Source organism: Pseudidiomarina terrestris (assembly GCF_030466375.1).
Classification (GTDB): Bacteria; Pseudomonadota; Gammaproteobacteria; order Enterobacterales; family Alteromonadaceae; genus Pseudidiomarina; species Pseudidiomarina terrestris.
Genome location: NZ_JAGGJE010000003.1, coordinates 107046 through 119771, shown reverse-complemented (window position 1 = coordinate 119771; position 12726 = coordinate 107046). Strand labels below are relative to the sequence as shown.

At 51.9% G+C, this 12726-nt stretch carries 15 protein-coding genes and 1 riboswitch; of the genes, 10 read left to right on the top strand and 5 right to left on the bottom strand.

Annotated features, from left to right (window positions below; genetic code table 11):
• The first annotated feature begins 405 nt into the window (after positions 1-405).
• The 4 genes from J6J28_RS09075 to J6J28_RS09060 all read left to right on the top strand — a co-directional run bounded on the left by J6J28_RS09075 (position 406) and on the right by J6J28_RS09060 (position 1728).
• Positions 406-744, top strand: a complete 339-nt coding sequence (locus J6J28_RS09075) for a hypothetical protein (RefSeq protein WP_301721226.1) — start codon at positions 406-408, stop codon at positions 742-744.
• Positions 741-1043, top strand: a complete 303-nt coding sequence (locus J6J28_RS09070) for a hypothetical protein (RefSeq protein WP_301721225.1) — start codon at positions 741-743, stop codon at positions 1041-1043. Before J6J28_RS09075 ends, J6J28_RS09070 begins: the two co-directional genes overlap by 4 nt.
• Positions 1044-1087: 44 nt before the next feature.
• Positions 1088-1426, top strand: a complete 339-nt coding sequence (locus tag J6J28_RS09065; RefSeq protein ID WP_301721224.1) for a hypothetical protein — start codon at positions 1088-1090, stop codon at positions 1424-1426.
• 65 nt (positions 1427-1491) lie between these two features.
• Positions 1492-1728, top strand: coding sequence for a hypothetical protein (locus J6J28_RS09060; RefSeq protein ID WP_301721223.1), 237 nt, complete (start codon positions 1492-1494; stop codon positions 1726-1728).
• Between the two features lie 95 nt (positions 1729-1823).
• Here the strand turns inward: J6J28_RS09060 and J6J28_RS09055 are convergent, their stop codons facing one another.
• Positions 1824-2825, bottom strand: a complete 1002-nt coding sequence (locus J6J28_RS09055) for an endonuclease/exonuclease/phosphatase family protein (protein ID WP_301721222.1) — start codon at positions 2823-2825, stop codon at positions 1824-1826.
• Between the two features lie 121 nt (positions 2826-2946).
• Between J6J28_RS09055 and ubiD the strand changes: the two genes are divergently transcribed.
• The 6 genes from ubiD (at position 2947) to J6J28_RS09025 (ending at position 10200) form a co-directional block, all read left to right on the top strand.
• Positions 2947-4434: a 4-hydroxy-3-polyprenylbenzoate decarboxylase gene (gene ubiD / locus J6J28_RS09050; RefSeq protein ID WP_301721367.1), complete on the top strand. Its 1488-nt coding sequence runs from the start codon at positions 2947-2949 to the stop codon at positions 4432-4434.
• On the top strand, positions 4431-5129 hold the full coding sequence (gene fre / locus J6J28_RS09045) for an NAD(P)H-flavin reductase (RefSeq protein ID WP_301721220.1): 699 nt from the start codon (positions 4431-4433) through the stop codon (positions 5127-5129). Before ubiD ends, fre begins: the two co-directional genes overlap by 4 nt.
• Positions 5130-5150: 21 nt before the next feature.
• Positions 5151-5268: riboswitch (TPP riboswitch) on the top strand.
• Between the two features lie 61 nt (positions 5269-5329).
• Positions 5330-7432, top strand: a complete 2103-nt coding sequence (locus J6J28_RS09040; protein ID WP_301721219.1) for a TonB-dependent receptor — start codon at positions 5330-5332, stop codon at positions 7430-7432.
• A gap of 27 nt (positions 7433-7459) precedes the next feature.
• Positions 7460-8080 carry a nicotinamide riboside transporter PnuC gene (gene pnuC, locus J6J28_RS09035; RefSeq protein WP_301721218.1) on the top strand — a complete coding sequence of 207 codons (621 nt, stop codon included), beginning with the start codon at positions 7460-7462 and terminating at the stop codon, positions 8078-8080.
• Positions 8062-8844, top strand: coding sequence for a phosphotransferase (locus J6J28_RS09030; RefSeq protein ID WP_301721216.1), 783 nt, complete (start codon positions 8062-8064; stop codon positions 8842-8844). Before pnuC ends, J6J28_RS09030 begins: the two co-directional genes overlap by 19 nt.
• Positions 8845-8853: 9 nt before the next feature.
• The gene (locus J6J28_RS09025) at positions 8854-10200 is read left to right on the top strand and encodes an MFS transporter (RefSeq protein ID WP_301721215.1); all 1347 of its coding nucleotides are present in this window, start codon (positions 8854-8856) and stop codon (positions 10198-10200) included.
• A gap of 83 nt (positions 10201-10283) precedes the next feature.
• On the opposite strand, the gene J6J28_RS09020 is transcribed toward J6J28_RS09025, so the two are convergent.
• The 4 genes from J6J28_RS09020 to J6J28_RS09005 form a co-directional block, all read right to left on the bottom strand.
• Positions 10284-10484 carry a DUF3185 family protein gene (locus J6J28_RS09020; protein ID WP_301721214.1) on the bottom strand — a complete coding sequence of 67 codons (201 nt, stop codon included), beginning with the start codon at positions 10482-10484 and terminating at the stop codon, positions 10284-10286.
• 70 nt (positions 10485-10554) lie between these two features.
• Entirely contained in the window at positions 10555-11031 is a 477-nt protein-coding gene (locus J6J28_RS09015) for a Dps family protein (RefSeq protein ID WP_301721212.1), read from the bottom strand.
• A 107-nt stretch (positions 11032-11138) separates the two neighbouring features.
• The gene (trhO, locus tag J6J28_RS09010) at positions 11139-12062 is read right to left on the bottom strand and encodes an oxygen-dependent tRNA uridine(34) hydroxylase TrhO (RefSeq protein ID WP_301721211.1); all 924 of its coding nucleotides are present in this window, start codon (positions 12060-12062) and stop codon (positions 11139-11141) included.
• A 72-nt stretch (positions 12063-12134) separates the two neighbouring features.
• Complete coding sequence (locus tag J6J28_RS09005) at positions 12135-12668, bottom strand: protein tyrosine phosphatase family protein (protein ID WP_301721209.1); 534 nt, start codon at positions 12666-12668, stop codon at positions 12135-12137.
• Between the last annotated feature and the right edge of the window lie 58 nt (positions 12669-12726).

Here is a 12726-nt window from a genome sequence, read left to right as displayed (position 1 = left end):
CGTAAACCCTTCCCTGGGGGCTTGGCGGCCGCATCCATGCGGCCGACACCCTATGACGAAGACCCCAGCAAGGCACTCGCCGGCGCTCTCCCGCATCCATGCGGCGCACATCCTCAGAGATAACCCTGTCGGTTTCACCGCGCCTCATGCGGCCGAACCCTATGACGAAGACCCCAGCAAAGCACTAGCCGGCGCTCTCCCCCATCCCTGCGGCGCACACCCTCAGAGACAACCCTTTCGGTTTCGCCGCTATCGGCATGCTTTCGTTTCCGTGCGACTATATTGTTTGATAATCTTTAAATATTGGTTTTTTTTGTTATATATTGGGGGTTAAAAACTTAAGGATCATTTCATGAAAGCGCTGTTGTCGGATTTAATTTTGACTCTACGTCTTTGGAGAAGCCAATGAATCAATCTAAAAAGGGCTACCGAATGCGCTCGTGGCTACTCGGCTTTGTTGCAAGCATTCTAGGTCTCTTAATTGGTGTTTGGATGGGAGTGAGGTTCGTTCCTAACTACTTATTAGCGAGTGAATTTGGCTTCACTTTATTTTTATGGACCGTCGAAGATAGCGTAGAGAAAGGCGATATTCCTGAAGCGAAAAAACGAATGCAAGATTTCTACTTTAACAACCGGGATCGTCAGATTGGTGACTTATATCAAAATGAGCTTTTTCTCGGTGAATTACAGCTGAAGGACTGGGAGTTTGTGCTTGCGGAGCGCGTAAAGGAGAGTGAAGAATGAGAATCTGGGGGGCACTGTTATCATTTATTCTATTTTGTATCGCAGGCTTTATTCTCGGTTATCAAATGACTCGTATTTATGGGCTAGAGAATGAATTGCGAAGATATGTCATCGCAGTAGAAATTCAACAGCGACTGCACAACAATGAAATTGCCTCTGCTAGTTCGTTGTTGCAGAAAACTCTCGAGAGTCAATACGAAATCATTGAAGCATTGGCGGAAACTAATCCAGATATGTACCAATATTATCGCGAGTTAAAGTCACGGTCAGAACGCACTGACGAGGCAACAAAAAAATAATACAGAGGATGTTGCTGTAATTCCCCGACAAATAGGAGAAGCCGATGAATCAATCTAAAAAGGGCTACCGAATGCGCTCATGGCTATTCGGTTTTGTCGCAAGCGTTATAGGGCTTTTGACTGGTGTGTGGATGGGGGTGGGTATGGCTCCTAATTCACTATTAGCGAGTGAAGGTGGCTTTCTGCAGGTGTTAAGAATTGTTGACAATAGCTTGGCCGAGGATGACATTCCGGAAGCGAAAAGGCGTCTGGAGTTATTCTACTTGAGTAATCGTGATGGTCAGCTTGACGACCTTTATCAAAATGAGTTTTTTCTTAATGAACCGCAGAAGAAAGAGTGGGACTTTGTGCTAGAGAAACGCGTAAAGGAGATTGAAGAATGAAAATTTGGGGACCCCTGTTATCCTTTATTCTATTCTGCGTTATCGGCCTAGCCTTAGGTTTTCAAATGTCGCGTCTATCAATATTACAGATGGAACTGCGTAGATACGTCATTGCCGTCGAAATTCAAGAACGGTTACAAAATAATGAAATTGCCTCCGCTCGCTCGTTGTTGCAGCGCACTTTAACCGATGGATACGAAATCGTTGAAGCTTTGGCGGAAACTGATCCGGATATATACGAGTATTATCGCGATCGAATGTCACGGTCAGACCCCACTGACGACAACAAAGTTAAAGAATAGGACAGGTGTTGAGCTGTCAGCCAATTGCCGTCGTGCGCCGCAATCGGAAATCGAAATGCAATAAGCAAGTGAGCGTATCAAGGGAAGAGGTCACGTCACTCTTTCTTCAGCGCCAGTTCAATCAGTAGCGGGAAGCGGTCGGAACCGAACTTGGGCAGTCGCCGCATTTTCACCAGCATGAAATGCTCACTGTGGAACAGGTGATCCAGCGGCCAGCGCAGCAAGGGAAGCTTCGCGTGGAAGGTATTGAAGAAGCCGCGTCCCATGCGCGGGTCAAGTAACTTACTGGTACTTAAAAACTCGCGCGTTGTGGGTGACCATGCGACGTCATTCAGATCGCCGGTAACAATCACTGGACCTGGCTCGTTAGCCGCACGTTCCGCAACCTTCAGTAACGCCCGATCCCGGGGCTTCGATTTGTCATTATCGCTGGGACCTGGCGGCACCGGATGCACACAATGCAGGTGGATTTCGCGGCCCCCTGGCATTTGCACATCAGCGTGCACCGATGGCACCTTATCCTGTACTAAATTTTCTACACTGACATTAGCTAGCGGCCAGACCGAATACACCATCATGCCGTAGAGGTTGTTCTGCGGGACACGGACAACATGGGGTAAATCATCCTCAATATCGGTGAGCTGTTGTTCCCACCATTCGTCGGTTTCAACAGCGACGATAATATCGGGGCGGATGCGGTTGATCATGCGCACTAGCCCGACGGCATTGCGGTTATGTTCGAATACGTTCACGATCAGGATCCGCAGATGCTCTTCCACGGCTTTCTCGTCACGCTTTCTGTTGTAGCGTTCAACGGTACGTTCGCCTAGCGGCGTATACGGAAAAATCCACCAAAGCTGCCAGGCACAGCAGGCGACCTGAATGGCGACTAAAAGCCAGGTAAAAGGTGAGGTTACGGGTAACCAGTGGGCGCTTGTCACGAGCAACAAAAGACCTAAACCCGCCAGTTGTAAGCGGGGAAAATCCCAGACTCTGATCAGCCAATGGGTGCGCTCTGTGAGTGGCAGGACAGAGAGAATAACAAGTAACGCGGTGAAGCATCCGATAAGGATAAATGCGATGGGGAGGTCCGTCATGAGTAACTTGTATCCTTAAGCTGGTGGTGTCCATCTAGCCTAGCTCAATTTGAAAGCGCTGAAAACAGTGATAAAAACCCGTATAATCGTTGCCATTCTTTTAGGCATGGGGCAACCACCAGTGAAGTATCAGGACTTACGCGACTTTATGGCCTTATTGGAGGCGCGTGGAGAGTTAAAACGAATTCAGCTTGAAGTCGATCCTTATCTGGAGATGACCGAGATTGCTGATCGCACTTTGAAGGCAGGTGGCCCGGCGTTGTTGTTCGAGAACGTCAAAGGACACAGCATTCCGGTGCTGGCGAATCTGTTTGGCACCCCGGAGCGCGTCGCTTTGGGCATGGGACAGGAATCTGTGGCTGCGCTGCGCGATGTCGGCAAGTTGCTGGCATTTCTGAAAGAGCCCGAGCCGCCGAAGGGTTTTCGCGATGCGCTGAATTTATTGCCGGTCTATAAAAAAGTGCTGAGCATGTCGCCGAAACAGCTAAAAAAAGCGCCCTGCCAGGACGTTGTGATGAGCGGTGACGAGGTCGATTTAACCAAGTTACCCATTCAGCATTGCTGGCCGGGGGATGTTGCGCCGTTGATTACCTGGGGTCTGACTATTACTAAAGGCCCGCATAAGCAACGACAAAATTTAGGCATCTACCGCCAGCAGTTACTCGGCAAGAATAAAGTCATCATGCGCTGGCTGTCGCACCGCGGTGGCGCGCTTGATTTTCAGGAATGGCAACGGCAGCATCCGGGTGAGCGATTCCCCGTTGCTGTGGCTCTGGGCGCTGACCCCGCCACCATTCTTGGCGCGGTGACACCAGTCCCGGACAGTTTGTCAGAATATGCGTTTGCGGGCTTATTACGCGATGGTAAAACCGAAGTGGCCAAGTGCCTGAGCAATGACTTACAGGTACCTGCGCACGCCGAAATGATTCTCGAGGGCTACATAGAGCCTGGTGAAATGGCTCCTGAAGGCCCTTATGGTGACCATACGGGTTACTACAATGAGGTCGATGAGTTTCCGGTGTTTACCGTAACGCACATTACCCACCGTCGTGATCCTATTTATCACTCGACCTACACCGGGCGTCCACCGGATGAACCGGCGGTGCTGGGTGTTGCGCTGAACGAGGTGTTCGTTCCCTTGCTGCAAAAGCAGTTTCCGGAAATTGTCGACTTTTATTTGCCGCCCGAAGGCTGCTCCTACCGCGTGGCGGTGGTCACTATGAAGAAGCAGTATGCCGGTCATGCCAAGCGCGTGATGATGGGCGTGTGGTCTTTTTTACGGCAGTTTATGTATACCAAATTTGTGATTGTCTGTGATGACGATGTCGATGCCCGCAACTGGCACGATGTGATCTGGGCCATGACCACCCGCATGGATCCTGCTCGTGATACAGTGCTGGTTGAAAATACGCCCATCGATTATCTGGACTTTGCCTCGCCGGTCTCTGGCTTAGGCTCGAAGATGGGCATGGATGCCACCAACAAGTGGCCTGGCGAGACGGATCGTGAGTGGGGCGTGCCCATTGTGATGGACGAGGCGGTGCAGCAGCGCGTCGATGACATCTGGGATGAACTTGGAATTATGCAACAGGATAAGCAGGCGAAATGAAACAAATGTTAGCTCAGGTGACAAGCCTGGAAACCTTGTCGAAGAACGTTTACCAGGTCGTCCTGGCGCTACCCGAAGCGATGACATTCGCTGCCGGTCAGTACTTACAGGTGGTGATGGATGAACGCGACAAACGCCCATTTTCGATTGCTTCCTGTCCTTCGAGCACGACTACCGTTGAGCTGCATATTGGCGCGATGCCCGATAATCCTTATGCTATGGAAGTTATCGAGGCCATACGTAACAACGGTGAGCTGACTATTGAGGCGCCGCTGGGCCAGGCGAGCTACCGCGCCAACAGCGATCGGGCCATGATTCTTATTGCCGGTGGCACAGGTTTTTCTTACACCTGGTCGATTCTGCAGGCGCATCTGCGTGATGACACCCAGCGACCTGTCACTCTTTACTGGGGCGGGCGCGCGCCTGCGGACCTCTATTATGATGCGCGGTTGCGCGAGCTGAGCAAGCAGCACAAGAACTTTCACTATCGTCCCGTTGTAGAACAGGCGAATGCAAACTGGCATGGCGCCATAGGCTTGGTCCATCATGCGGTGCTGGCCGAGCAAACCGACCTGAATGAAGCCGATGTTTACGTTGCCGGGCGCTTTGAAATGGTGCGTATCATCCGTGATGAATTCCATGCGCAAGGTTTACCATTACAACAACTTTATGGTGATGCGCTAGCCTTCATTTAAGCGCGCTGTTATACTCCGCAGCGCAATACCAAGGGGTGCCCCTCTACGTTCTCGCGTAGAGCCAGGCTGAGATGCATATCGCAAACCCTTTGCACCTGATCCGGTTAATACTGGCGTAGGGATGGTAGCTAACACTCTTAGTCCATTTGAAATCCCGCCCGACCGGATTGTTTCTGAACCAGAAGTTGAGGAAATAATCCATGTTCCGTAAGTCTTATTTAGTCCTGGCGCTCATCGCGTCAAGTCCTGCGTTTGCGCAATCCGATAACGAAGAAGCGGTAGAGCGTATTACTATTCAGGGCGAATTCCGCCGCATGACGGTGCAAGAGGCGCCTACAAGTGTTACCGCACTGGTGGCAGATCGCCTGGACCAGCGCAATGCCTTGCACCTTGAAACCGCCCTGAATGCTCTGGCCAATGTCAATTTCTCCGGCGGTAGTTCGCGCGCACGTTTCATTCAGATCCGCGGTGTGGGTGAACGCAGTCAGTTCGTTGATCCGATTCAGCCGTCGGTCGGTTTGCTTGTCGATGGCATTAACTACAGTGGCCTGGCGCAGGCCGCCCAACTGTTTGATATCAGTCAGGTCGAGGTCTATCGCGGACCGCAAAGCGGTCGCTTTGGTGCTGATGCAATGGCCGGTATGCTGGTTATGGAAAGCACCCAGCCGACCCGTGACACCGAGGGCGTCTGGCAACTCGGCGCCGCCAACTACAATGCGATGCAGGGTGGCTTTGCGGTAGGTGGTTCATTAGGTGCAGTCGGCCGTGCCCGTCTGAGTGTATTCCAGCAACGTGATGATGGCTTTATCACCAACAACTATCTGGAACGCGACGATACCAATGATCGTTCAGAGCGCAATATTCGCTTGAACCTGTTCACCGACCTCGGCTCGAGCTGGCAATTGCGTACCACCATTCATGATCTGCATCAGGACAATGGGTACGACGCATTTTCTTTGGATAACAGCCGCCAAACACTCTCTGATGAGCCGGGCGAAGATGATCTGGACTCCACCGCGGCGCGCTTTGCACTGAGCTATGCTGGTCGCCTTGCGAATCTGGAACTGTCCTTTACTCACCTCGATGCCGACAGCGTCTACAGCTATGATGAAGACTGGACCTTTGTCGGTATTGCACCAGGCTGGGAATACAGTTCATTTGATGCGTACCGCCGTGATCGCACAGATCAGACCCTGGAAGCTCGTTGGGTCAGCGCTCGTCCATTAGCATTGCTGGGTGGTGAAACGGACTGGGTGGCCGGACTTTACCACTATCAGCGCGACGAAGAACTGGTTCGTGATTTCTTTAACTGGGACAGCTATCAGCAAGACCAGTTTTTCAGTACTTATGAAAGTCGTCACCTTGCGGCGTACGGTGAGCTGGCGCAAAACTTTACCCAAGCCTGGCGGTTGACCGCGGGCGCCCGCGTTGAGCGCTACGATAATCCTTATCAGGACAGTAATGGTGTGCAGGCCGAGCCGGAAGATACCATGTGGGGTGGACGGTTGAGTCTGAGCTATCTGCCCGCCACAGATCATCTCTGGTATGCGACCCTGGCACGGGGCTACAAAGCCGGTGGTGTCAATGGTGAAGCACTGGGCAAAGTACAGGATACCGAACTGACGGAGCTGCGTGACTATCTACTGGCGCGCGCCACTTTCGCGCCTGAGCTGTTAACCAGCTTCGAAGTCGGGCATAAGCGCGTCAATGCCGATGACACCTTTAGTATGCAAGTGGCAGTGTTCATGCATCAGCGTGACGACGTGCAGCTCAAAGGCTGGGTCAATCGCGACCAAAGTTTTGTGGGCTATCTGCAAAATGCAGCACAGGGCAATGCTTACGGTGCTGAGCTGGAATTCAATTACCGCCCGGTCGATCAACTTGAGTTGTTCACCTCTGTGGGCTTACTGGAAACCGAGATTGAAGGCTTTGTCACGGAAGATGGCGTTGACATGAGTGGCCGCGACCAGGCTCATGCGCCCAACTATCAGTACAATGTTGGTGCTCGCTACGCCTGGAGTAAACAGCTTAGCGGTGTTATCGAAGTCGATGGCAAGGATGGCTTTTTCTACTCGGATTCGCACATGAGCCGTGCCGATGCTATGGCTGTGCTGCATGCCAGCCTGAAATGGCAGGCCGAGGACTGGCAGGTCACCTTGTGGGCGCGTAACCTGACGGACCAGGACTATGGTATTCGTGGCTTCTACTTCGGTAATGATCCGCGCCTCGAGTATGTACCGCAGACTTACGAGCAGTACGGTGAGCCGCGTCGCGTCGGAGTGACCTTCAAGTACTCGTTTTAATCCCATAACAGGTAAAGGTGTGCGGTGATGATAAGCTTTGCGGAGATTTGGCAACAGTTGTTAGCAACTTCCTGGCTGGAGTGGCTGGCAGTGGCTCTGGCGATTGGTTATCTGGTACTCGCCGCGCACCAATCCTTGTGGTGCTGGTATGCGGCCGCCATCAGCTGTGTGATCTACACGCAGTTGATGTTTGGTGCGCAGTTGTACATGGAATCGGCTCTGCAACTCATATACGTGGCCTTGGCCGCGTATGGCTGGTGGCAATGGCGGTACGGCCGTGGTCAGGATGATGCGACCGAGGTACAGGAGTACAGCTGGCAGTGGCACCTGCAATGGCTCGTGGGCCTGGCGGTGGTCGCTGCCGGCATTGCTTACCTGTTGCAGACTTATACGGACGCCGATGCCGTTTGGCTCGACAGTTACACCACGGTCTATTCACTCTTTGCGACCTGGCTGTTAACCCGCAAGCAGTTCGCCAACTGGTGGTACTGGCTGGTCATCGATGCTATCTATGTTTACCTGTATAGTAGTAAAGGCTTCGTGGTTACTGGAGGTCTGTACTTTGTTTATCTTATACTGGTCGTGTATGCGATGCGGCAATGGCAAACAACACAGGTGGATAGTAAACAATGCGAGAACAGTGGTTAGAAAGTTTACCCATTCGTGGTGTCATTAAAACCGAGCCGCTACTGCGCGGTGTCGCCAACAATGTCTATAAAATAACCACCACGCAAGCCAAATACATTCTCAAACAGTTTCGTTTCGACCATCCCTACGGCCTCGATCGTGAGCAGGAAGTGCGCGTTCAGCAGCAACTTGCTCAGTATCAGCTGGCGCCGGAGGTGATTCATTACGACGCGCCTCAGGGACTTGTCCTGCAGAGCTTCCTGGAAGAGCCTGATCTTGCCCATACTAAACTGCCGATGGCGGATAAATTAAGAGAGTTGGCGGATGTATCGGCACATATCCACCGCTTGTCTGTGGATGTTCCGGTCTGGTCTTTGCGCGAGCGCTTGCAGCGTTACTGTCTGCAGCTTGCCGAGTTTGATGCCGAGCGAGCACAGCACTTCAGTACGCGACTGGAGTTGTTCCGTAAGTTGTTAGACAGCTTCGCCGCGCGTCCGGTGTTTTGCCATAACGACCTGGGCATGCATCATATCTTTATAACACCTACCCTGCGAGTCATCGACTGGGAGTACGCCGGCTTGGGCGAACGTTATTTCGATCTAGCCAATACTATGGCCGTTAATGAATTGGACCTGCCGCAACGTAATGCGTTTATCAATGCCTATGAATCCGCTGCAGGCTTTGCAGTCGATCGACCAACCCTGGAGAACTGGCGCGAGCTGGTTGCTCTGGTGAATCAACTCTGGTACGAATTACATCACTATCTACAACGCATCACAGATTAGGGAGCGGGTATGAGCCGCAGCAGTTCAGAGCGTGATTTAACGGAACAAGTGTACGGTTATCTGGCAGAGGACGAAGATGCCAGAGTTTGTAAAGATATTCCGGAGGCCGCCTGCAACGATCAACCGAAGGCATTTGTTGCCCATTTGATCGCACTGAGTATGACCAAACTTGGTGACTCACTGGTCAGCGCGCGCCTGGTTCTGCCCTGGATTCTTGCGTCACTTGGAACCTCTTCTGTCTTTATCAGTGCTCTGGTGCCGTTGCGCGAGTCGTTAGCGCTGTTACCGCAGCTTATTATTGCTCAGCAAATGCGGGAAACCCCGGTACGTAAGTGGTTCTGGGTGTTTGGTAGTGTCGGCCAGGCATTATCTCTGGTGGGCATGTTACTCAGTGTCATCACGCTGCGCGGCAGTGCTTTAGGCTGGGCCATTGTCATCCTGCTAACGATTTTTAGTATTTCGCGGGGGGTCTGTTCGGTATCCATTAAAGATGTGCAGGGCAAGACCATTTCCAAAACACGCCGCGGGCGGCTCTCCGGCATCGCGGCCTCGGTTGCAGGTCTTTTATCAGTGTTGACGGCATTGGTAGTGCTCATGGCACCGACGTTGTTAGGCGGTACCTTGGAGCAGGGCAACGTGCTGATTTTCTCTGGCTTATTAGGTACAGCAGCGGTGTTATGGCTGGCTGCCGCGGCGACCTACGCACAGGTACCGGAAGTGCCCGGCGCCACTGAGGGGGGCGGCAATGCCATGATAGAGGCGCTAAAGTCGATGCGCTTGCTCTGGCAGAACAAACAGTTTGGCAGTTTTGTTCTAACGCGCGCCTTGCTCGTTTCTTCCGCATTCGCAATTCCGTTTATCGTGGTGATGATTCAACGTAGTGGGGAAGGTAGCTTGACCAGCCTGGGCGGCCTTATGCTCGCCAACGGTATTGCCGGCATGATGGCCGGGCGGTTCTGGGGGAAATGGTCGGACTCGGCGAGTCACTATGTGATGGCGGCAGCGGCTTTTCTGGCGGTGCTGATCATGGCCAGCGCCCTTGCTCTGTATAGCTTTGCTGAAGCCTGGCTGGCCCAGCAATGGCTGGCAGGACTGCTAATCTTTGCCGCGGCGGTGGCCCATCATGGCGCCCGTGTTGGTCGGAAAACCTATCTGGTGGATATGGCAACGGCGGATAATCGCGCCCAGTTGACTGCGGTGTCGAATACTGTCATTGGCGGTGTGTTGCTGCTCGGTATCCTGCTGGGGGCGCTGGACAGCTATGCCGGCGTTGAGGCCGTTATGGTGACCCTGATCGTATTGGGTAGCATCGCCGGAGTGCGCGCCTTGACCTTACCAAACGTGCAGCGCGATTAAATCAGAGACCTAAAAAAAGCCAACACCCTGGAGTGTTGGCTTAGCACTGTACCGTTCTCGTAAATTTCTACTTAACGACTTGCCTATTTTCTGCCGCGAACTGTGCCGTAAAGGCCCACAATAACTGCGACAACGCCGCCGATCAGATACCACATGGCGTCATCCGTGGTTTCGCCGGTGACGGCTTGCGAAACTTCTGAAGCTGGCGAGTTGTACGCCTGGTAGCCGAAGTAAAGCAAGATAATACCAACCACAAGTAAAATAATGCCGATAACTTTATTCATGAAATCGTCCTTAGGTTTATTGACTGTGTTTAGGTACTGCTGCTTTCAGCATAGCAAAGAAATCAATGAATTAGGAACCAAGATAGGATGTTAGCATCCACGCGGTTTTTTCCTGCTCTTTAATGTAGTCACTCATCAGTGCAGATGTACCTTCGTCGTCAGCGTCGCCGGCCAACCCCAGCAGTTCACGTTGCAGACGAATAGTGGTGCGATAGCTTTCCAGAATTTCACGTACACAAGCTTTGCCGTCGTGAATATCTTTCGCTTCCTGGATTTCACTGCTCTTGATGTAAGTTGAATAGGCGTGCAAGGGGCGCTGGCCCAACGTCAGAATGCGCTCTGCAATTTCATCAATTTTCATGAGCAAGTCGTTGTAGGTTTCTTCGAATTTGGCGTGCAGCTCAAAGAATTCCTGACCTTTCACATTCCAGTGAAAGCCGCGCACGTTCATGTAGAACACTTGATAGTTGGAAAGCAGCTGATTCAATTTCTCAGCGAGCTGTTCTGCATGTTTCTGCTCAAGACCAATAACGTTTAGCTGTTGCATCTGTAAACTCCTGCCTGTGGTTCTAAATTGTTGTTTCTACAATAAGATGTAAGGGTCAGTATAGACCCTTTCAAGGCGAACAGAGAAATCGATACAAACGATTAGGGTTATCGGCTTCCTTCAACTTTTCCGTCGCGGATATGTGCTTCGCCGCGTTGTTTGGCCAGCTGAATCTGCTTTTCCCGTTCGGCAAAACGCTCTTTTTGCTCAGTTGTGGTCTGATCATAACAGTGGGGGCAACTGACGCCTTTCTGATAGTGCTCAGATTGCTTTTCAGTCTCAGTAATGGGCATGCGACAGGCATAACACTGGTCATAATCGCCCTGTTTGAGGCCGTGGCGGACAGTCACGCGTTGGTCGAAAACGAAGCAGTCGCCGTTCCAGGTGGTCTCTTCTTCTGGCACCTCTTCCAGGTACTTGAGGATACCGCCTTTCAGGTGATAGACGTCATTGAAGCCAAGCGACTTCAGGTAGGCTGTTGATTTCTCGCAGCGAATACCACCGGTACAAAACATGGCTACTTTTTTGTGCTGCTCAGGGTCAAGATGATCTTTCACGTAGTCAGGGAAGTCGCGGAAGCTTTCGGTTTTCGGATTCACCGCACCTGCAAAGGTACCGACTGCATACTCGTAGTCGTTACGCGTATCGATGAGCAGAACCTCAGGGTCACGGATCAGATCGTTCCAGTCTTTAGGATCCACATAGGTGCCGACCACATTCTTCGGATCGACCCAGTCGATACCCATGGTCACAATCTCTTTTTTGAGTTTGACCTTGGTGCGGTAAAACGCTTGTGTATCGCTAGGTGATTCCTTGTGCTCAATATCGGCAAATTCAGGGCGTGAGCGAATAAACGCGAGCACATTGTCAATGCCTTCACGGGTTCCGCAAATGGTACCGTTAATGCCTTCACGGGCAAGTAACAGGGTGCCTTTCACACCATTGTCGACCAGGCAGTCGTAGAGTGGGGTACGAAAGGCTTCGAAATCGTTAATTTCCACAAACTTATAGAGTGCGGCACAAATATACATGGAGCTGTCCTTCTTTTGGCGGTTCGGATCGCAAATCCGAGGTCAAAATTGCGCGCGCATTCTAGCATATATTTATTCGTTGAGCAGCTCCTCAACACGCTTGCGCAGGCTGGTCATGCCGTAACGCTCACCGATCGCCAGGGCTTCAGCGGTATCAGCACCCTGAAACCAGGCGGCGCGTAATGCCATCAGAGCTCCAACCCGATTACTACTGGCGCAATGCATAAAGATATTTTTGTCTTCATTCAGCCATAAGGTCTGATGAAACAGCTTCACATTCTCTTCCGTCAGATCGTCGGCGCCGGCGATTGGAATGTGATAATAGGCCAGGTGATTATGGGTGGCCCATTCGGCTTCATGGATGTCGGCCATCTCGGCATGACTGCGCAGGTTCACGATCATGTCGACCCCGGCATCAGCAAGCATGGCAACTTCATGTTTCTTGGGCTGTCCGCCGGTGGCATGATTTGGGGCTGGGTGAGAAAAGTTGTAAATAGTCTCAAGATTATCATTGACGGCGATACCGTCGTTGTCTGCTGGCTGACTTGCGCAACCGGCAAGGGGAATCAGCAATAGCAGGACGAGTAACAACTGTAACTTTTTCATCTTCGACTCCTCGTTTAGAGTTTCGCGCGACACTAGATGTCGTGCAGACTTGCTAGCC

Excerpts from the sequence above, each read along its gene's own strand:
- J6J28_RS09075 (WP_301721226.1), top strand. The coding sequence starts at position 406 with ATGAATCAATCTAAAAAGGGCTACCGAATGCGCTCGTGGCTACTCGGC.
- J6J28_RS09070 (WP_301721225.1), top strand. The coding sequence starts at position 741 with ATGAGAATCTGGGGGGCACTGTTATCATTTATTCTATTTTGTATCGCA.
- J6J28_RS09065 (WP_301721224.1), top strand. The coding sequence starts at position 1,088 with ATGAATCAATCTAAAAAGGGCTACCGAATGCGCTCATGGCTATTCGGT.
- J6J28_RS09060 (WP_301721223.1), top strand. The coding sequence starts at position 1,492 with ATGTCGCGTCTATCAATATTACAGATGGAACTGCGTAGATACGTCATT.
- J6J28_RS09055 (WP_301721222.1), bottom strand. The coding sequence starts at position 2,825 with ATGACGGACCTCCCCATCGCATTTATCCTTATCGGATGCTTCACCGCG.
- fre (WP_301721220.1), top strand. The coding sequence starts at position 4,431 with ATGAAACAAATGTTAGCTCAGGTGACAAGCCTGGAAACCTTGTCGAAG.
- J6J28_RS09040 (WP_301721219.1), top strand. The coding sequence starts at position 5,330 with ATGTTCCGTAAGTCTTATTTAGTCCTGGCGCTCATCGCGTCAAGTCCT.
- pnuC (WP_301721218.1), top strand. The coding sequence starts at position 7,460 with ATGATAAGCTTTGCGGAGATTTGGCAACAGTTGTTAGCAACTTCCTGG.
- J6J28_RS09030 (WP_301721216.1), top strand. The coding sequence starts at position 8,062 with ATGCGAGAACAGTGGTTAGAAAGTTTACCCATTCGTGGTGTCATTAAA.
- J6J28_RS09025 (WP_301721215.1), top strand. The coding sequence starts at position 8,854 with ATGAGCCGCAGCAGTTCAGAGCGTGATTTAACGGAACAAGTGTACGGT.
- J6J28_RS09020 (WP_301721214.1), bottom strand. The coding sequence starts at position 10,484 with ATGAATAAAGTTATCGGCATTATTTTACTTGTGGTTGGTATTATCTTG.
- J6J28_RS09015 (WP_301721212.1), bottom strand. The coding sequence starts at position 11,031 with ATGCAACAGCTAAACGTTATTGGTCTTGAGCAGAAACATGCAGAACAG.
- trhO (WP_301721211.1), bottom strand. The coding sequence starts at position 12,062 with ATGTATATTTGTGCCGCACTCTATAAGTTTGTGGAAATTAACGATTTC.
- J6J28_RS09005 (WP_301721209.1), bottom strand. The coding sequence starts at position 12,668 with ATGAAAAAGTTACAGTTGTTACTCGTCCTGCTATTGCTGATTCCCCTT.